The 18,856-nt window shown below is 68.6% G+C and carries 17 protein-coding genes; 12 read left to right on the forward strand and 5 right to left on the reverse strand.

Annotated features, from left to right (window positions below; all coding sequences use genetic code 11):
- Nucleotides 1–132: 132 nt before the first annotated feature.
- Nucleotides 133–1,362 carry a GGDEF domain-containing protein gene (locus ACFFGH_RS00985; protein ID WP_386664064.1) on the forward strand — a complete coding sequence of 410 codons (1,230 nt, stop codon included), beginning with the start codon at nucleotides 133–135 and terminating at the stop codon, nucleotides 1,360–1,362.
- On the opposite strand, the gene ACFFGH_RS00990 is transcribed toward ACFFGH_RS00985, so the two are convergent.
- Entirely contained in the window at nucleotides 1,325–1,801 is a 477-nt protein-coding gene (locus ACFFGH_RS00990) for an Lrp/AsnC family transcriptional regulator (RefSeq protein WP_386664065.1), read from the reverse strand. The two genes, ACFFGH_RS00985 and ACFFGH_RS00990, sit on opposite strands and share 38 nt — an antisense overlap.
- Nucleotides 1,802–1,932: 131 nt before the next feature.
- On the opposite strand from ACFFGH_RS00990, the gene phhA reads away from it, so the two are divergent.
- The 4 genes from phhA (at nucleotide 1,933) to ACFFGH_RS01010 (ending at nucleotide 6,938) form a co-directional block, all read left to right on the forward strand.
- On the forward strand, nucleotides 1,933–2,823 hold the full coding sequence (phhA, locus tag ACFFGH_RS00995) for a phenylalanine 4-monooxygenase (RefSeq protein ID WP_386664066.1): 891 nt from the start codon (nucleotides 1,933–1,935) through the stop codon (nucleotides 2,821–2,823).
- A gap of 268 nt (nucleotides 2,824–3,091) precedes the next feature.
- On the forward strand, nucleotides 3,092–3,520 hold the full coding sequence (locus tag ACFFGH_RS01000; RefSeq protein WP_386664068.1) for a heme oxygenase-like domain-containing protein: 429 nt from the start codon (nucleotides 3,092–3,094) through the stop codon (nucleotides 3,518–3,520).
- Entirely contained in the window at nucleotides 3,438–5,252 is a 1,815-nt protein-coding gene (locus ACFFGH_RS01005) for a GAF domain-containing protein (protein WP_386664069.1), read from the forward strand. Before ACFFGH_RS01000 ends, ACFFGH_RS01005 begins: the two co-directional genes overlap by 83 nt.
- 66 nt (nucleotides 5,253–5,318) lie before the next feature.
- Entirely contained in the window at nucleotides 5,319–6,938 is a 1,620-nt protein-coding gene (locus tag ACFFGH_RS01010; protein ID WP_386664070.1) for a TIGR00271 membrane domain-containing protein, read from the forward strand.
- Nucleotides 6,939–6,948: 10 nt separating this feature from the next.
- On the opposite strand, the gene ACFFGH_RS01015 is transcribed toward ACFFGH_RS01010, so the two are convergent.
- Nucleotides 6,949–7,656 carry a DUF2306 domain-containing protein gene (locus tag ACFFGH_RS01015; RefSeq protein ID WP_386664071.1) on the reverse strand — a complete coding sequence of 236 codons (708 nt, stop codon included), beginning with the start codon at nucleotides 7,654–7,656 and terminating at the stop codon, nucleotides 6,949–6,951.
- A 143-nt stretch (nucleotides 7,657–7,799) separates the two neighbouring features.
- On the opposite strand from ACFFGH_RS01015, the gene ACFFGH_RS01020 reads away from it, so the two are divergent.
- The 6 genes from ACFFGH_RS01020 to ACFFGH_RS01045 all read left to right on the forward strand — a co-directional run bounded on the left by ACFFGH_RS01020 (nucleotide 7,800) and on the right by ACFFGH_RS01045 (nucleotide 14,240).
- Nucleotides 7,800–8,906 (forward strand): sensor histidine kinase, encoded by a 1,107-nt coding sequence (locus ACFFGH_RS01020; protein ID WP_386664073.1) that lies wholly within the window; start codon nucleotides 7,800–7,802, stop codon nucleotides 8,904–8,906.
- The gene (locus ACFFGH_RS01025) at nucleotides 8,903–9,559 is read left to right on the forward strand and encodes a response regulator transcription factor (RefSeq protein WP_386664075.1); all 657 of its coding nucleotides are present in this window, start codon (nucleotides 8,903–8,905) and stop codon (nucleotides 9,557–9,559) included. Before ACFFGH_RS01020 ends, ACFFGH_RS01025 begins: the two co-directional genes overlap by 4 nt.
- A gap of 160 nt (nucleotides 9,560–9,719) precedes the next feature.
- Nucleotides 9,720–10,010, forward strand: coding sequence for a hypothetical protein (locus ACFFGH_RS01030; RefSeq protein ID WP_386664076.1), 291 nt, complete (start codon nucleotides 9,720–9,722; stop codon nucleotides 10,008–10,010).
- Nucleotides 10,011–10,091: 81 nt separating this feature from the next.
- Nucleotides 10,092–11,135 (forward strand): class 1 fructose-bisphosphatase, encoded by a 1,044-nt coding sequence (locus ACFFGH_RS01035; protein ID WP_386664078.1) that lies wholly within the window; start codon nucleotides 10,092–10,094, stop codon nucleotides 11,133–11,135.
- 120 nt (nucleotides 11,136–11,255) lie between these two features.
- Nucleotides 11,256–12,749 carry a sigma-54 dependent transcriptional regulator gene (locus ACFFGH_RS01040; RefSeq protein ID WP_386664080.1) on the forward strand — a complete coding sequence of 498 codons (1,494 nt, stop codon included), beginning with the start codon at nucleotides 11,256–11,258 and terminating at the stop codon, nucleotides 12,747–12,749.
- Between the two features lie 777 nt (nucleotides 12,750–13,526).
- Entirely contained in the window at nucleotides 13,527–14,240 is a 714-nt protein-coding gene (locus ACFFGH_RS01045) for a 2OG-Fe(II) oxygenase (RefSeq protein WP_386664081.1), read from the forward strand.
- A gap of 34 nt (nucleotides 14,241–14,274) precedes the next feature.
- Here the strand turns inward: ACFFGH_RS01045 and ACFFGH_RS01050 are convergent, their stop codons facing one another.
- Nucleotides 14,275–14,712 carry a response regulator gene (locus ACFFGH_RS01050; RefSeq protein WP_386664083.1) on the reverse strand — a complete coding sequence of 146 codons (438 nt, stop codon included), beginning with the start codon at nucleotides 14,710–14,712 and terminating at the stop codon, nucleotides 14,275–14,277.
- The gene (locus ACFFGH_RS01055) at nucleotides 14,705–15,808 is read right to left on the reverse strand and encodes a PAS domain-containing sensor histidine kinase (RefSeq protein WP_386664085.1); all 1,104 of its coding nucleotides are present in this window, start codon (nucleotides 15,806–15,808) and stop codon (nucleotides 14,705–14,707) included. Before ACFFGH_RS01055 ends, ACFFGH_RS01050 begins: the two co-directional genes overlap by 8 nt.
- 97 nt (nucleotides 15,809–15,905) lie before the next feature.
- Here ACFFGH_RS01055 and ACFFGH_RS01060 point away from each other — a divergent pair, with 97 nt between their 5' ends.
- A complete protein-coding gene (locus ACFFGH_RS01060; RefSeq protein ID WP_386664087.1) occupies nucleotides 15,906–17,717 on the forward strand; it encodes an SLC13 family permease in 1,812 nt (603 codons plus the stop codon).
- Nucleotides 17,718–17,744: 27 nt separating this feature from the next.
- On the opposite strand, the gene ACFFGH_RS01065 is transcribed toward ACFFGH_RS01060, so the two are convergent.
- On the reverse strand, nucleotides 17,745–18,833 hold the full coding sequence (locus ACFFGH_RS01065; protein WP_386664088.1) for a PA0069 family radical SAM protein: 1,089 nt from the start codon (nucleotides 18,831–18,833) through the stop codon (nucleotides 17,745–17,747).
- Nucleotides 18,834–18,856 lie beyond the last annotated feature (23 nt).

The following is an 18,856-nucleotide window of genomic DNA, read 5'->3' on the forward strand; positions in this document are numbered from 1 at the left end:
CCCGCCGCTCCGGCACCGGGATACGCCCGCACTGTGACCGGCGTTCGCGTTCGCGCGATCACGCGGTATGCGGTGTCAATGCGAGGCGGTGCGCGCCGATAACGTGTACGTGCCGCTCCGCTCGAACCGGGCGTGGAATCCGATCTCATGCGCCCGATCGACATGCTGTCCGCCTACATCATCGCCGGGGTCGGCTCCCTGCTTGGCGCGATGATGATGCTGATCGCGCGTCAGGCCGAGCCCTCGCAGCGCGCACCGCTCAACCAGTGCCTGTACGGTTTCCTGATCCTCGGCGTCGGCCTCGCGCACAACGCATTCACCGACACGGCGGTGCGCTGGCCGATTCTGTTCGGCGCGGCCGCCTCGCTCGTCGGTACCGCGCTGATTGCGCGCGGACTCGGCTGGATGGTGTCGGCGCGCCCGCCGCGCTTCGGCGCGCTGCCGACCGCGGTGTTGCTCGCCGGCCTCGTGATCGCCGCATGGCCATTGCCGCCGCGCTGGTTCGGGATCGTGTTCCACGCGATCTTCCTGATGTTCGCAGCGAGCCTCGCGTATGCGACGCGGCATGCGTTGCTGCGCCCGCGGTCGGCGGCCGAGCGTGCGGTCGGCGTGATCTGCGCGCTGTATGCGCTGACCTGGGCGCAGACGCTGTGGTACGCGATCGGCTACCGCGGGCCCGAGCTGCGCCACCTCATGTACATGCCCGAGCCGATGCTCACGATGTTCGCGGTGACGTACGCGCTGATGCCGCTCCTGGTCGGCGCGCTCGTGCTCAACCTCGCGAACGCGCAGCTCGGCGCACGGCTGAACCGGCTCGCAAGCACCGACGAGCTCACCGGCCTGCTGACCCGTCGCGCGCTGCACGAGCGTGCGCAGCTCTGGCACGCGGAGGTGCGTGCGCGCGGCCAGACGCCGGCGCTGCTGCTCGTCGATATCGACTACTTCAAGCAGATCAACGACAGCCACGGCCACGAGTGCGGCGACGCGGTGCTGCGTGCGGTGTCCGGCCGCATGCGCGGCCACCTGCGCGGCGACGCACTGATCGCGCGCTGGGGCGGCGAAGAGTTTCTCGTGCTGCTTGAAGCCTCGCACTGCCGCGATGCGGCGGCGGCGGCCGAGCGGCTGCGCGCGGCAGTGGGTGATGCACCTTTTTCGATCGGCGCGCTGCGCGTGCCGGTGACCGCAAGCCTCGGTCTGGCCGCGTGGACCGACGACACGCAGTTCGCTCGTGCGGTCGCCGCCGCCGATGCCGCGCTGTACACGGCCAAGCGCGGCGGCCGTAACCGCGTTGCCATTGCCGACGCCTGCGAACCGGCCGACGCGCTCAGCGCGACGGCAGCGGCATCCCGCCGGACGCCTTGACCGTCCGCAGCACGAAGCTCGAGTTGACGTCGGCGACGCCGGCGTCGTTGAGCAGGCGGTCGAGCAGGAAGCGCGAGAAATGCTCGAGGTCGCGCACGACCACGTGCAGCAGGTAGTCCATGTCGCCGGTCAGCGCATGGCAGGCGACCACCTCGTCCCAGCCATTGACCAGTTCGACGAACTGCGCGATCGAGGCCGCGTCATGGCGCGTGAGCTGCACCCGGACGAACGCCTGCAGCCCCAGGCCTAGCCGCTCGGGATCGACCTGCGCGCGGTAGCCGGCAATCACGCCGTCGCGCTCGAGCCGCTGCACCCGGCGCAGGCAGGCGGAGGCCGACAGGTGCACGCGCTCGGCCAGCTCGGCATTGGTCAGCCGCGCATTGCGCTGCAGCTCGGCGAGCAGCAGCAGGTCGGTGCGATCGAGCTCGGCTTCGGGCACTTGATGCGATCTCAACGCGGGATACGCAATGATATTGCGCGCCCGCCGCAGTTATGCGCAACAACGCAACCATGTTGCGTGCGTATCGCGCTAGGTTGTATGTCCATCCTCGATTCCCAGGGAGCGCCCCCATGAACGCCACGCCGGCCCGCGTCGAACACCAGCTCACCGACAAGGGCTACGTGCCGGTCTACACCACTGCGGTGATCGAGCAGCCGTGGAGCACCTACAGCACGACCGACCACGAGGTCTGGGCGACGCTGTTCGCGCGCCAACGCGAGGTGCTGGTCGGTCGCGCCAGCGACGAGTTCCTGCGCACGCAAGCCTCGATGGGCATGACGCCCGATCGCATCCCGAAGTTCGACGAGCTCAACAAGCTGCTGCGCAAGGCCACCGGCTGGGAGCTGATCGGCGTGCAGGGGCTGCTGCCGGAGCTGGATTTCTTCGATCACCTCGCGAACCGCCGCTTCCCGGTGACCTGGTGGATCCGCAAGCCCGAACAGCTGGACTACCTGTCCGAGCCGGACCTGTTCCACGACCTGTTCGGCCACGTGCCACTGCTGATGAACCCGGTGTTCGCCGACTACATGGCCGCCTACGGCCGGGGCGGCGTGAAGGCGCACGGAATCGGCGGCGAGGCACTGACCTACCTGACCCGGCTGTACTGGTACACGGTCGAATTCGGGCTCATCAAGCAGGCCGACGGCCTGCGCATCTACGGCAGCGGCATCGTGAGTTCGAAGGGCGAGTCGATCCATTGCCTCGAGTCGAACGCGCCGAACCGCATCGGCTTCGACCTCGAGCGCATCATGCGCACGCGCTATCGCATCGACACGTACCAGAAGACCTACTTCGTGATCGACAGCTACGAGCAGCTGATGGAAGCGACCAGCCCGGACTTCGCGCCGATCTACGCCAAGCTCGACACGCTGCCGTCGATCCCGGCCGGTGATGTGCTGCAGACCGACACCGTGTTCAACCACGGCACCGGCGAAGGCTGGCTCAGCGACGGCGACGTCTGAGTGCGGCCTGCCCGGATGTGTCCGGCCGTGGCGGAACGGCGGAGCTGCGCCCCGGGCCACAGCCGGGCCGCCGCATGATTCAGTTGTTGCCTGCGCCTGCGTCCTACAATGCCGGCCCGCGCCCGCAGGCCGTCGACGAGTCCGTGTTCTGACTGCTTCCCTGCTCACGCGCCTGCGCGCGGCGACGGCCGAGGTGCATGCGCGCATCGATTCGCAATTCGCGAACGGGCTGCTCGACCCGGCCAGCCACGCGCGTTATCTGTGTGGGATGCACCGCACGATTGTCGCGTTCGAATCCGGCACGGTCGCCTGGCGGGACCACAGTGAATGGCGCCGCTGGCTCGAGCCGGCGCGCCGCCCACTGCTCGAAGCCGATCTGCGCGAACTGCAGCTGACCCCGCTCGAACCCGCCGAACCGACGCATTTCGCCTGTGAGCCCGGGCTGCTCGGCGCGCTATACGTGCTTGAAGGCTCGGCGCAGGGCGCGCGGATGATGATGCACCAGCTGCGCCAGCACGGCGCCGAGACGGGCGTGCACTTCCTGCAGGCGCATGCGCATGACCCGCGCCGCTGGCGCGCCCTGCTGGCCCGGCTCGAGCAGGGCGCCGACACCGATGCAGCAGCCGCCGAGGCCTCTGCGCTGCGCATGTTTACACTGGCCGAAGCGGGCTTCGCGCTTGCCGCCAAGAGGACCTGACATGCAGCCGACCGACGCCGTCGATTACCAGCGTGCGCTTGCGCAGTGTGCGAGCGAACCGATCCAGTACGCGGCCGCGATCCAGCCGTCCGGCTACCTGCTGTCGTGCTCGGCCCCGGACTGGGTGGTGCGGCATGCCTCGGCGAACTGCAGCGAGCTGTTCGGCCAGCCGGCACGCGAGCTGTGCGGGCTGGGCCTGGGCAAGCTGCTCGACGACGCGATGATCGACGCGGTCGCGCGCGCCGCGGCCGACAGCGGCGTCGGCCAGCGGCCGGTGACCGCGTGCGCCGGCAACCTCGGCCCGCGTGCGGAGATTTTCGAGTTCGCCGTGCATCGCGAGGACAACCTCGTGCACATCGAGATCGAACCGCAGGGCATGCGCGCACGGCTCGGCGCGAACGAGCTGTCGCAGCAGATGATCGCGCGGCTGGTGAACGTCGATGACGATGACCAGTTCCACCGCTGCGTGGCCGAGCAGGTGCGCCTGGTGACCGGCTTCGACCGCGTGATGGTCTACCGCTTCCTGCACGACGACGCCGGCGACGTGATCGCCGAGTCGCGGGTCGGCGAGATCGACCCCTACCTCGGCCTGCGTTTTCCGGCCTCCGACATCCCGCCGCAGGCGCGCGCGCTGTACCTGAGAAACCGCATCCGGGTGATTTCCGACGTCGACTACCGCCCGGTCCCATTGGTGCCTGCAACGCTGCCGAACGGGCGGCCGATCGACCTGTCGCAGCACGCGCTGCGCAGTGTCTCGCCGGTGCATCTGGCCTACCTGCGCAACATGGGCGTAGCGGCGTCGATGTCGATCTCGATCGTCGTCGACGGTCGCCTCTGGGGCCTGATCGCCTGCCACCACCGCACTGCGCGCGTGGTACCGCCGGCGGTGCGCGGCGCCGCCGACCTGTTCGGCATGTTCGTGTCGATGCGCATCGCCGCGCGCGAGCTGCAGCGCACGATGACGTACGAGGACCTCGCCGGTGCGAGCCGTGATCACCTCGAGTCGCGTCTGGTGCACGCGCGCATGCCTTCGCTTGCACTCACGACCGAACTCAACCTGCTGCAGCACGCAGTGCCGAGCGAGGGCGTGGCGATGCTGCGCAACGGCGAGTGGAGCAGCACCGGCCGCGTGCCGACCCGCGCCGGTCTGGATGACGTGATGACCTGGCTGCGCCGCATCGGTGCCGCCGGCGTGGTGTCGACGGCCGACATCGCCGAGTGGCACGGGCAGCGCGACCGTCGCAGCGACGACGGCCTGGCCGGCGTGCTCGCGCTGCCGCTGGACACCGAGTGCGGCGACTGGCTGCTGTTTTTCCGTCGCGAGCAGCTCGAGGACGTGCGCTGGGCCGGACGCCCCGACGAGCCGTTCCAGATCGACGCGAGCGGGCTCAAGGTCGGCCCGCGCACGAGCTTCGGCACCTGGCGCGAAACCATGGTCGGCCACGCACGGCCGTGGAGCACGACCGACCTGAGGCTCGCCGAACGCCTGCGGCTGATGCTCAAGCACCGCTGCACGGCGCGCGATACTGGCCCATCGATCGGCACGCTGGCTGGCGAGCGCGCGCAGCTCGAACTCGGCGAGCTGCAGAACAGCCTCGACCAGCTGGCGCTGCTTTCGCATGGGCTGCGCGACCTCGACAGCGCACACGCCGAGCGCCTGCTGCTGCAGGTGCAGCGCCTGCAACAGCAGCTGCAGGTCAGCCTCGGGCTGGAATCCTCGCGCGACACCTGATGCGGCGCGTCTGGCTCGATCGCCGCGCAGTGGCGCGTGGCCCGGTCCGCGTCGGATAGGCCGGGCATGGACATGCACCAGGCGCAGGCAGCCGTGAAAGCGGCCAAGTCCGCCAAGCCCGTTTCCGGGCCGGGCGTGTGGTGGCGCTGGCTGCGCCAGTGGCGGCGCGCGCACCTGCAGGTCGACCGCGCGGCGGTGCTCGAGCACGTCGAGGACGCCGGCGCGCTGCGGCCTCGCTACGGCTTCATGATCGTGATGTCGGCCGGCATCGCGACGCTCGGCCTGCTGCAGAACTCGGTCGCGGTGATCATCGGCGCGATGCTGATCTCGCCGCTGATGGGCCCGATCGTCGAGATGGGCATGTCGCTGGCGACGTTCGACTTCCGCAAGCTGCGGATGGCGCTGACGACGCTTGCCGTGGGCCTGGCCTCGTCGCTGCTGGTCGCGGTGCTGATCGTCGCGTTCTCGCCGCTGCAGGAAGCCACGCCGCAGATCCTCGCGCGCACCGAGCCGACGCTGTTCGACCTGCTGGTCGCGGTGTTCTCGGGCCTGGCCGGTGCGTACGCGACGATCACGCGTAAAGGCGAGACGATCGTCGGCGTTGCGATCGCAACCGCATTGATGCCACCGCTCGCGGTGGTCGGCTACGGCATCGCCGCGAACAGCCCCGGCATCGTCGGCGGCGCTGGTTTTCTGTTCATGACCAACCTGCTCGCGATCGCGCTGTCGGTCACGATGATGGCGCGCTGGTACGGCTTCGGCCACGAGGACACGCCGCGCCAGACCGCGCTGCAGGCGACGCTGATCGTCGGCACGTTCCTCGTGCTGTCGGTGCCGCTCGGGCTTGCACTACGCGATATCGCCGCACGCAGCTTCGTCGATCGCACCGTGCGCACCACGCTCGATGCCGCCGCGCGCGAAAGCAACGGTCGCATCACCACGCTGCGCGTCGACCGCGACGGCCGCACGTTGAATGTCGACGCGGTGCTGCTGACGCCGAAGCACCGGCCGCGTCTGGAGCTGCAGCTCGAGCAACAGCTCGAGCGCGAGATCGGCCAGCCGGTCAACGTGCAGCTGCGCGAAGTGCTGACTGCCGACGATGCCCAGCTGCAGGCGCAGCAGGCCACGCTCGCGCAGCTGCGCGACAGCGTCGAGCAGTTGCAGTCGGCGGCCGTGCGCGACGAGCAGGCGCGCAGCGCACGCGACCGCGCGCTCGATGCGGTGCGTGCACGCGCGCTCGAACACCTGGGCCGGTTCGACGTGCTTGCCGATGGCAGCGTGCGCTGGCAGCTGCAACCGCAGGCCGGTCTCGATATCGCGGCGGCACGCCGGCTCGAACGCAGCCTGCAGGCCGACGCGGCAGTGCCGGTGCAGGTGATCCCGGCACTGCAGGCGTTGCCACCGCTGGTGTTCGATGACGACAGCACCGAGCTCGACGCGCGCCTGCGCGCTCGCATCGCCGACGTCGCCTGGGCGCTCGACCGCTGGCAGGTAGGTGCGGTGCGGGTAACCGGCCACGGCGGCAACAGCCGCACGGCGCTGGCACGTGCGCGGGCCGTCAGTGAAGCGCTCGGGCTGCCGATCGAGGTGCTACCCGAGGCGGCCACCGCCGAGCAGTCGCGTGAGCTGATCGCGCTCGACGGTCGCGATGCGGTGCGCTCGGTGCGCGTCGCGCCGAAGCTGTAGCGCGCGCCGGTCAACCCGGCCCGGCCGCCTGCGGTGCAACGCCCGGCCCGACGGGCCGTCGGCGACGGTAGTGACGGTCAAGCCACCACTTGGCCGCCAATGCGGCCACGAGCGGCCCGAACCATGACGCGTAGTGCAACGCGGTGCCGTTGACGGCCGGCAGCAGCCGCGGCAGTCCGAGCGACAGGAAGGCGATATGCGTGGCCACCCCGGCGGCGAGCACCGCGCTGTAATGCTCCTCGCGCCACCACATCGCGTGCTGCGAAAGGCGCGCGCGCTTGCGCAGCATGTTGGCGCCGGTAAACAGCCCGACCGCGGAAAACCCGATCAGCAGCGGTTGGCCGGCATGCAGCCCGAGCAGCAGCACGGCAGCGCCCGAAGCCATGTTCGCGAATGCAAGCGCGCGGTAGACCAGTCCGGTGTAGCGCTGTACCGAGCCACGGTCGCGCACCGCACGCCACAGCTGCCAGGTCGCGGTGACGGTCAGTACCAGGAGGTAGCCGAGGAATGCGGCGGCGATCGGATGGCCGTCGATCAAACGCTGCGCGACGAGTGGAACGCCGCTCAGCACAACCGCGGTCATCGCGAGCAGATACACCCGGCCGACCAGCCGGTGCGTCGCACTGCCCTTGCGCATCGCCGCGTTGATCCAGAACGTGATCAGCGCAAGGACGCCGGCGGATACGTGCAGGGTGACGAACACTGTGTAGCCGGCCATGGCGGACTCCGATCGACGGGACACCAGCGTCGCGCCCGCGGCGGGTCGATCGCAGTGCCTGCGGTCATTGCGGCGACCTGCCGGAAGTCACTTTCTGCAGCCGCTGCGTTGCGGTCGGCCGCTGCACGGCCCAGCATGGCGGCATGCGCTCGCATCTGGCCTTGCTGCTCCGCCCCCTGAACCTTGCAGGCCTGTGCACGCTGTTCGCGGTCGGCCTGTCGCTGCAGTGGATGCCCGCCGAACATGCGACGACCGGCGCGCTGCTGCTGGGCGGGTTCACGCTCGCGTTCATACTGCACGACGTGGTCGACGTGCGCAGCCGGGCGCTGGGTCATGTGCTGCTGGTGATCCAGCCGCTGCTCGCGATCAGTCTTCTGTGGTTGTCCCCGCGTGTCGGCACCGCGCAGGTGCTGCTGGTGATCTGGGCCGCGGCGATCACGCTGGCATGGCCGATGCGCGTGGTGCTGGTGGCGCTGGTGGTGGCCGGCGGCGCGAGCTACCTCGTGCTCGATCACAAAGGGCACCGTTCAGCGCTGGTGATCGCGCTGCTGTATGCCGGCTTCCAGGCCTTTGCGATGTTGTGCGCGCACTACGCGGCGACCGCGGAGCGCGCACGCGCGCAGCTGGCGCTGGTCAATGCCGACCTGCTGGCAACGCGTGCGCTGCTTGCCGACAGTGCGCGCGACGCCGAGCGGCTGCGCGTTGCGCGCGAGCTGCACGACGTCGCCGGCCACAAGCTGACGGCGATGGCGCTGAACCTGCGCGCGCTGGCCGGCGAGCCCACGTTCGCCGAGCGCGGCGAGTTGCAGGTCGCGCAGCGCATGGCCAGTGAATTGCTCAGCGATATCCGCAGCGTCGTGCATGCGCTGCGCGACGCACGCGGCCTCGACCTCGCCACCGCGCTGCATGCGTTGGCCGCGCCCCTGCCGCGCCCACGTCTGCTGCTCGAGATCGACGACACCCTGCGCGTAGACGATCCCGCGCTGGCGGACACCGTGCTGCGCCTCGTGCAGGAAGCACTGACGAACAGCGCGCGCCACAGCACCGCAACGCAACTGCGGGTGCGGCTGTATCGCGATCGCACGCAGCTTGCGATAACGATCGAAGACGATGGCGTCGTGCACGGTCCGCTGCGCGAGGGCAACGGCCTGGCCGGCATGCGCGAGCGCGTGAGTGAGCACGGCGGTCGCTTCACGCTCGAGCCAATCAATGGCGGACCGCTGCGCATCTGCGTCGAGCTGCCGGCATGAGCGGCGACCGGGCCGAGCGTGACAACGTGCTGCGGGTCGCGCTCGCCGATGATCAGGCGCTCGTGCGCGCCGGCCTGCGTGCGCTGCTCGAACGGCAGGGTATCCACGTCGTGTTCGAAGCCGACCACGGCGGCGCAGTGCTCGAGCAGCTTTCGCAGCATGCAGTCGATGTCGTACTGAGCGACATCCGCATACCCGGCATCGATGGCATCGCGATGCTCGAGCAGCTGCGCGCACGCGGTAACGCGACACCGGTGCTGCTGCTGACGACATTCGATGACAGCGAGTTGCTGCTGCAGGCCAGCGAGGCCGGTGCCCAGGGCTTTCTGCTCAAGGATGCCGAGCCGACGGAACTGCGTGACGCGATCGCGCGTGTCGCGCGCGGCGAAGCCCTGCTGCAGCCGGTCAGCACCGAGCCGGTGCGTGCGCGTTACCGCTACCACGCCGGCGACGCACCACGCGCACTGTTCAGCGAGCGCGAGGTCGCCGTGCTGCGCCTGCTCGCAGGCGGCTATTCGAACAAGGAAATCGCGCGTGCGATGTTTCTCGCCGAAGGCGCGGTCAAGAACTATGTGTCAGTCATTCTTGAAAAGCTCGACACACGCGATCGCACGCGCGCCGTGCTGAAAGCGATCACGTTGCGGGTGATCTGAACCGGCGTGCGCTCGCGCCGTGTTGCGCCGCTGCTACAAGCATCATGAACATCGCTCGCGCCTGCCGACGCGCAGCTAACGCGCGAATACCGATCATGCGCGCCCCGCCTGAGCCGGTCGATCCATGATGAATCCAGCTGCCGATGTCCTGCACGATGCAATGGCCCAGATTGATTCGCTCGCCGAGCAGGCCATTCAGCGCGCAGGTCAGGGCGTCGATCCGTCGATCGAGCGGCGCCTGGATGCCGCCGCGCGCCGTGTGCTGTCCACGCTCGACGATAGCGACCCGACGGCGCCGGCTGCACTGCGCGATACGGTCGAGATGGCCAAGCGGGTCATGGAAGCTGCCGATCCGGAAGCGCCTCGCATGATGCTGGAGCTTGCGCGCAAGGGCCTGACGCGCGCGCTGCGCCGCCATGACGCGCAAGGTGACCTCGCGAGCGCCGCATAAGCACGAAGGCGCAAGCGTAGATCGAACGCTTCACGCCCATCGGCGACAATAGCCGCTTGTCTGTCACTGGTATCCCTGACCATGTCACCAAGCACGTCTGCCGTTTCCCTGACCCGTTTCCTGATCGAGGCCGAGCGCGAAGGCCAGATCCAGCCGGACCTGCGGCTGCTGATTGAAGTCGTCGCGCGCGCCTGCAAGTCGATCTCGATCGCGGTCGGCAAGGGCGCGCTCGGCGGTGTGCTCGGCGATGCCGGCACGCCGGGCGAGGCGAGCATCAACGTGCAGGGCGAAGCGCAGAAGAAGCTCGACGTGCTCAGCAACGAGATCCTGCTCGAGGCCAATGCCTGGGGCGGCCACCTCGCCGCGCTTGCATCGGAAGAGATGGACCACGCGGTGATGATTCCGCAGGACTACCCGCGCGGCCGTTACCTGCTGCTGTTCGATCCGCTCGACGGCTCGTCGAACATCGACGTCAATATTTCCGTCGGCACGATCTTCTCGGTGCTCGCCTGCCCGCAGGACATCGATTCGCCCTGCGACGAGCATTTCCTGCAACCCGGCACCGCGCAGGTCGCGGCCGGTTACTGCACCTATGGCCCGAGCACGATGCTCGTGCTGACCGTCGGCCACGGCACGCATGCGTTCACGCTCGACCGTGAAGTAGGCGGCTTCGTGCTGACCACGCGCGGCATGCGCATTCCCGAGGACACGAAGGAATTCGCGGTCAACATGTCGAACCAGCGCCATTGGGAACCGGCGATGCAGTCGTATGTCGGCGATCTTCTCGCCGGCAAGGAAGGCCCGCGCGGCAAGGACTTCAACATGCGCTGGGTTGCCTCGATGGTGGCCGACGTGCATCGCATCCTGACCCGGGGCGGGATTTTTTCTTACCCGCTCGATGCCAAGTGCGCCGATAAAGGCGGCAAGCTGCGCCTGATGTATGAAGCCAACCCGATGAGCATGCTCGTTGAGCAGGCCGGTGGCGCTGCCAGTACGGGACGTCAGCGCATGCTCGAGGTAAGGCCGACGCATCTACATCAGCGCGTACCGGTGTTTCTCGGCAGCCGGAACGAAGTGGAAATGGCCGTGCGTTACCACCTCGAGCGTGACGCAGCAGCCGCCTGACACCTCGCTTCGCATTGTCGTCACCTGTATCGTGCTTTGGCCGGTTGCGACGGATGACCACGTTGTCCGTCGTTGCCCGGAGGAGTCATTGCGTACGCAGTGACGGGCATGGAGAGGTAGATGTCGAACGATGGAATGAGGGTTTCGGGATATTCCGAAACACATGCGGGCGCATCGACACTGATGGCGCCAAGCTCGAGGTCGGTGCCGCTGGGCAACGACCGTGACGACGACGAGGTCGCGGGGCGCGACCTGATCTATGTCACGCATGGCGGGGCCGGCCGTGTACTGACATTAGGCCGGCTGCAGCACATGGGCTGGCGTTTGCATCGCGCACCGGATGCGCGCGCGACGCTGCGCATCCTGCAACGCAACCCCGAGCGCGCGTTTGCCGCATTGATCGACCTGCGTGAGGGCTTCTGCGCGCAGGATCTGGCCGCGTTCGGTGCGGCGCTATCGCAGAGCAACGTCGGTTGGGTCGCAGGCGTGGAAACGCGCCAGCTCGAGGACGAGCCGGTGCGCCGGCTGATCCGCGACTACTGCTACGACTATGTGACGATGCCGTGCCCGGAGTCGGTGCTCGACACCGTGATCGGTCACGCGCATGGGATGGCGCGGCTCGCCTGCAAGGGCGGTGAGACGGTGTCCGACGGCGACGTGGACGGCATCATCGGTGACAGCCCGGCGATACGGATGCTCGCGCGTACGCTGCGCAAGGCCGCCATGACCGATGCACCGGTGTTCATTGCCGGCGAGACCGGTACCGGCAAGGAGCTCGCCGCGACCGCCGTGCACCGGCAGTCGCGCCGGTCCGCGTATCCGTTCGTTGCGATCAACTGCGGCGCGATTCCGCACAACCTCGTGCAGTCGGAACTGTTCGGCTACGAGCGCGGCGCATTCACCGGCGCGCAGGCGCGCAAGCTCGGCCGCATCGAGATGGCGAACGGCGGCACGCTGTTCCTCGACGAGATCGGCGACCTGCCGCTTGAAAGCCAGGCGTCGCTGCTGCGCTTCCTGCAGCAGGGCAGCATCGAGCGGCTGGGCGGGCACGATCAGATCAAGATCGACGTGCGCATCATCTCGGCCACGCACCACGACCTTGAAGCCGCGGTTGCGGGAGGCCGGTTCCGTGCCGACCTCTACCACCGCCTGTGCGTGCTTCGGCTGCAACAGCCGCCGCTGCGCGAGCGCGGCAGCGACATCGACAAGCTCGCCGAGTACGCACTGCGCCGGTATTCACAGGAGGGGCAGCGCACGCTCAAGGGCTTCGCGCCCTGCGCACGCCACGCGCTGCACACGCACCCGTGGCCGGGCAACGTACGCGAGCTGATCAACCGCGTGCGCCAAGCGGTGGTGATGGCGGAAGGCCGGCTGATCACCGCTGCCGACCTCAACATCGACAGCACGAGCTCGAGGCCGCCGCCGACGCTCGAAGAAGTACGCGATGCGGCGACGCGCGGGGCAATCGAGCGCGCGTTGCATCGCAACCGCGGCCGGCTTATCGACACCGCACGCGAGCTCGGCGTTTCGCGCGTCACGCTCTACCGTTTGATCGGCCGTCACGGCCTGCGCGGTTCGGAAGCCGACGAGCCCACGTCGGTCGGCGCGGCCTGATGATCGCCATGGCCGCTGCGGCGGCCGCTGGCACCGAGTTGCGCAACGGGTTGTGACTTGATGCCGAGCGGGTCGTCAGCCGCTCGGCCGGCTGAAGTCGGGCGGCTCTACTGCGGCTGTGTATCGCTCCGCTGCGCGTGGCACTGCCTGTCGCACTTCTGCCTGTCGCACTGCTGCATGTGGCCCCGCTGCATGCCGCATGCTGCACTCGGGGTTTCGGCCTGTTGTCGTTCCACGTGATCCACTGCTGCGCGACGCGCCGCGGCTCAGCGGTGCGTCTGATCGTGCATGCGCTTAGGTGGCACTGCTGCATGGCGTACTGCTGCACTCGAGCGTGGGCCAGGACACGGGCGAGAACAGCGGGTACACAATTCGGAACGCAGGGGACATGGCGGCGACGCGACCGTCGTGCGGGCGGGAGGGCTGGGCACGCATCCTAAGTCCCCGGGTTTGGCCCCCGATCGACCGGGCTCTCGATGCAGAGCGATTTCCGTGCCAGCTCGGTAAGTAGTCGAATCGCAAAGCTTTACCGGTCCGACGATTAGCGGTTAGCCCGCCTGTTCAGCAAAGCCTTGCAATTTTGCATGCGGCGATCACCTTGATTGACGCCAGCTGAGCCGGTCGCGGTCGCGCTCCTACACCGAGAACGCCGCCGTCACACGCGAAATATCGTCCGCGCAGGCTCGGAGACTCGAACTTGGAGCTGTTGCGTTTTTGGATCGTCCCGCAGCGCGTGCGACCATGGCCGCTCCCCCGGCGTTTCGCGTACCGACTGCCATGACCGACGCTTCCGCACCGTCCGACTTCATCGAAACCTACGACAGCGTGCTTGATGCGTCGTGGTGTGCCGCGCTCGTGGAGCGTTTCAAGTCCAGCGGCCAGGACCAGCCCGGCCTGGTCGGCGGCGGGCTAATGCCCGACCTCAAGGACAGCCGTGACCTGACGATCAGTGGCAAGCCCGAGTGGGTCGAGGTCGAGAACGCACTGAACCGGGCCGTGTTCGGCGGGCTTCTGGCCTATCTGCGGCGTTACCCGCATACGCTGATCGCCCCGTTGATGCTCGAGGTACCGGGCCGTGACGGCGCACGCCACCGGCTCACGCCCGAGCGCGTGCGCGAGATGAGCGACGACGACCTATCTCCGGTCGTGCAGACCGTGTTCCGGCCAGGCGCGATCAACCTGCAGCGTTACACCGCCGGCCGCGGCGGTTACCCGTACTGGCATTGCGAGCTGTACCCGCGCGATCCCCGTGGCGAGACGCTTCACCGCCACCTGCTGTGGACGATCTATCTCAACGACGGGTTCGGCGAAGGCGAGACCGAGTTTCTCTACCAGCAGCGCAAGGTCACGCCACGCACCGGCTCGCTGCTGCTGGCCCCGGCGGCGTTCACGCACACCCACCGCGGAAACCGGCCGCAGGGCGGGGACAAGTTCATTGCCACGAGCTGGGTGCTGTTCCAGCGCGCCGAGCAGTTGTTCGGCGGCGGCTGAGCGATGTGCGAAGCCGGGTCAGCCCCGGCAGCGATCAGCCCGGCTCGCGCGGGTGGTTGAGGACGAGCCAGTACAGGCCGACCTGCTTGACCGCCCAGACGAACTGCTCGAAGTCCACCGGCTTTTGGATGTAGCTGTTCACGCCGAGCGCATAGCTGGCTTCGACGTCGAACGGCTCGGTGCTCGTGGTCAGCACGACGACCGGCAGCGTGCGGGTCGCATCATTGGACCGGATCGCCTGCAGCACTTCGCGCCCGTCGATCTTCGGCAGGTTCAGATCCAGCAGCACGATCGACGGCAACTCCTCGGCGTTGCGCCCGGCGTACGCGCCGCGTGCAAACAGATAGTCGAGCGCTTCGGCGCCGTCGCCGACCACGACAAGCCGGTTCGCGACTTTCGCTTCGTCGAAGGCAAGCCGGGTCAGCTCGACGTCGTCGGGGTTGTCTTCGACCAGCAGGATTTCTTTATGCATCACTCACCTTGTCGGCGGTCGCGGCGGACGGCAGTTCGATCGTGAAAACGCTGCCGGTGTCCGGCTGCGACTCGGCGCGGATCCCGCCGCGGTGGCGTTGCGCGATGCATTGCGCGATCGCCAGCCCGAGGCCATGGCCGCCCCCGTGTTCAACGCCATGCAATCGCTGGAACGGTTCGAACAGCTTGTGAGAATACTGCATGTCGAAACCGCAGCCGTGGTCGCGCACGTGCACCTGCAGGCGCGCGCCGTCGTGTTCGCCGGTGACCTCAATCCGCGCCGGCTCACCGGGCCGCACGAATTTCCACGCATTACCGAGCAGCTGCGTGAACATGAGTTTAAGCAGCCGCTCGTCACCCCAGGCCACCAGCCCCGGCTGCACGTGCAGCTCGGCGTCGCGCTCCGGGTCGGCCTCGCGCAGCTCCGCGCCGACCCACTCGGCCACCAGACTCAGATCGACCGCGGCGGGCCGCAGTTCGGCCTGCATCGCACGCGAGTACTCGCCGAGCGCGACGAGCAGGCTGCTCATGCGCTCGGCCGCGGCGCGGATGCGGGCGAGGTGATTCCGGTCGGTGTCGTCCAGGCGCTCGGCGGCGCGCTTGGCGAGCAGCATCGAGAAGCTTTCGATCGAGCGCAGCGGCGCACGCAGGTCGTGGGCGACCTTGTCGGCAAACAGCTGCAGCGGCCGGCGCATGGCGTCCTCGGCGGCGCCCGCGTCATCGGCGGGATCGAGCTGCACGATGGCCGCATCGATCGCGCCGTCGCTGCCGGTGACCGGGGTGATGCGGGTGCGCAGTCGGCATGTCCCGTCGTCGCCGTGGCGCCACACACGGGCGCTGTCGAAGCGGGCGCCGTCGCGCAGGCAGGCGTCGAGGTCGGCACGCAGGCGGTCACGCTCGTCATCGGCCACGCACAGCGCGGCGGCCGTGCCCAGCGGGCAGGCATCGCGGTCACCGAGCAGTCGTGCGAACGCGGCATTGGCGTCGATCCAGCAACCCTGCGGGTCGATCAGCGCGATGCCGCTGTCGAGGGCCTGCAGTGCGTTCCGGTAACGGTCGCCGTGCATGCCGCTCGACGGAGCGGAAGGGTTGGCCATTCAAACCTGATGCAGCGTGGCTGGCGCGGATTCTAGCCCGATGTCGTGACGGGGCGGTGCATGGGCACTGCATGCGACCTAGCGCACAATGCGCGCCATGCCCCATATCGACCTACAACAGGCGGTGTTCCTGCTGATCCTGGCGGGTGCGCTTTATCTGTTCATCACCGAGCGGCTGCGCGTCGACGTCACCGCAATGCTGACGCTGCTCGCGCTGGTGGTCACCGGCGTGCTCGACGCCAAGCAGGCGCTGTCGGGCTTTGCCAGCGAGCCGGCGATCATCGTCGCGGCGGTGTTCGTGATCTCCGGCGCGCTCGCGGCGACCGGCCTGACCGAGCGCATCGGCCAGGGCATCGGTCGCGCCGCGGGGCAACGCGAGTCACGTGCGATCGCCGTGGTGATGCCGACCGTCGCCGCACTGTCGTCGTTCACCCACCACGTGATGGTGACCGCGATGATGCTGCCGATCCTTTCGCGGTTCGCGCATTCGCGCGGCTTGTCGGTCTCGCGCCTGCTGATGCCGATGTCGTTCGCCGCCTCGCTCGGCACGACGCTGACGCTGGTCAGCGCACCGGCGTTCTTGCTGGCGGCGAACATGATCGAACGCAATGGCGAACCGGGGCTTGGGATCTTCTCGATCACGCCGATCGGCGTCGCGCTCGTACTGATCGGTGTGGCGTACATGCTGGTCGCGCGCTGGCTGCTGCCGAAGCATTTCGGCGGTGCTGGCGAAGGCGACTACCTTCGGCTGGACCGGTACCGCACCGAGCTGCTGATCGTCGAAGGCTCGCGCTGGAGCACGCGGCCGCTCGCCGACCTGCAGAAGTCGCTCGGCGACAAATTCCGCCTGCTGGGCTGGATGCGCGACGGTAAGTTGCGTGCCGACCTCACGCCGACCAGCCCGCTGCTCAGCGGCGACGTGCTGCTGGTCGAGGCGTCAGCCGACGCGCTGGCATCTCTGCACGACGATGAGGACCTCGACCTCTACGCGGTCGCGCGCTTTGGGGACCACGCCGGCGGCGAGGGCGAGCCGCAGCTCGTGCAGGCGCTGGTCGCGCCGGGCTCGGAGTTCATCGGCCACTCGATCGGCGAGCTCAACTTCGCACGACGCTTCCATGCGGTGATCGCCGGGCTGTGGCGTCGCGACGAGTACATTGCGCCGCGCCTGGCCGATGCACGGCTGCGCGAGAGCGACCTGCTGGTGCTCTGGGGCCGGCCGGCACGGTTTGCCGAGCTCGCCGCGCACCACGGCTTTTTGATGCTGGTGCCGTTCGCGGGTGAGGCGCGCCGGCGCGTGCGTGCGCCGCTCGCGCTCGCGATTCTCGCCGTCACCGTGCTGGCGGCAGCGACCGAATGGCTGTCGGCGCCGCTTGCGTTCCTGCTCGGCGCGGTCGCGATGGTCGCCACGCGCTGCGTCGACATCGACCAGGCTTACCGCGAGATCGACGTGCGCATTTTCGTGATGATCGCCGGCGTGATTCCGCTGGGCATCGCGATGGAAAAGACCGGCACCGCGCAGCTGCTGGCGGACGGCTTGCTGCAGGTGGTGGCCACGTGGTCGCCGCTCGCGGTGCTGCTGGTGCTGTTCACGCTGGCAGCGCTGCTGACCCAGATCCTGTCCGACGCGGCGACGACCGTGCTGCTCGGGCCGATCGCGATCGAGCTTGCCGAATCGATCGGGCTGCCGGCGACACCGTTCGTGGTCTGCACGGCGCTCGGTGCGGTAGTCGCGTTCCTGACCCCGATCGGCCACCACGGCAACCTTCTGATCCTCGGGCCCGGGCAGTACCGCTTCAACGATTTCCTGCGCATCGGCCTGCCGTTGACGGTGCTGATCGCGCTGGTGTCGGCGTGGATGTCGCGCTGGCTCTGGCTCGGCGGCCCGCTGTGGCCCGCAGTCGGCGGCTGAGCGCGGCTCGAAGGCGACAGGGCGAAGTCAGAACAGCTCGCCCTGCGGCGAGGGGCGCCGCGGCGGCGTAAAGCGGCTTGCGTCGAGCGCCGGCAGCCGGCCGTAACCGAGGCGCCGGTGGGCCTTCTTGAACCGCTGCTCGATCAACTGCGCGAACGGGCCCTGCCCGCGCATGCGGCGGCCGAACGCCGCGTCGTAGTCCTTACCCCCGTGCATCTGCTGCACCAGGCTCATCACGTGCGCGGCGCGGTCGGGATAGTGCAGTTCCAGCCACTCGCGCCAGACCTGCTTGAGCTCGTGCGGCAGCCGCAGCAGCACGTAGCCCGCGCCGCGTGCGCCGTGCTCGTATGCCGCTTCGAGGATGTGCTCGATCTCCGCGTCGGTGATCATCGGCACCACCGGCGCGACCATGACGCCCACCGGCACTCCGGCCTCGTGCAGCCGGCGCATCGCACGCAGCTTCGCGTGCGGCGCGGCGGCCCGCGGCTCCATCCGCGAGACAAGGCGGTTGTCGAGCGTGGTGATCGAGAAATACACACTGACCAGCCGCTCGCGCGCCATCGCCGCAAGCAGCTCGAGGTCGCGTTCGATCAGCGCGCTCTTGGTCACGAAGCTCACCGGATGCCGGCATTCCGCGAGCAGCTCGAGCACCTCGCGGGTGATGCCGTAGCGGCGCTCGATCGGCTGGTAGGCATCGGTGTTGATGCCCAGCGCGATCGTCGATGGCACGTAGCCGGGCTTGGCGAGCTCCTCGCGCAGGCGCTCGGCGGCGTTGGTTTTCGCGAACAGCCGGGTCTCGAAATCGAGCCCGGGTGACAGGTCCAGGTACGCGTGGGAGGGGCGCGCGAAGCAGTACACGCAGCCATGCTCGCACCCGCGGTACGGGTTGACCGACTGGCTGAAGCCGACGTCGGGCGAGTCGTTGCGCGTGACCACGCTGCGGGCGCGTTCTTCGGTGACCCGGGTCTGCGGCCTGCCGGCTTCGGCAAGGTCTTCGTAGACCGAACCCCAGCCGTCGTCCTCGCCATGCGCGCGCGTGCGTTCGAACCGACCGGGGACCTGCGATGCCGCGCCCCGGCCCTTGATCGGCGACTGTGCTTTGCGGGCGTCGTCCATGGCGCCTAGGCTAGCGCTTGCCG

This window comes from Lysobacter korlensis (assembly GCF_042434515.1).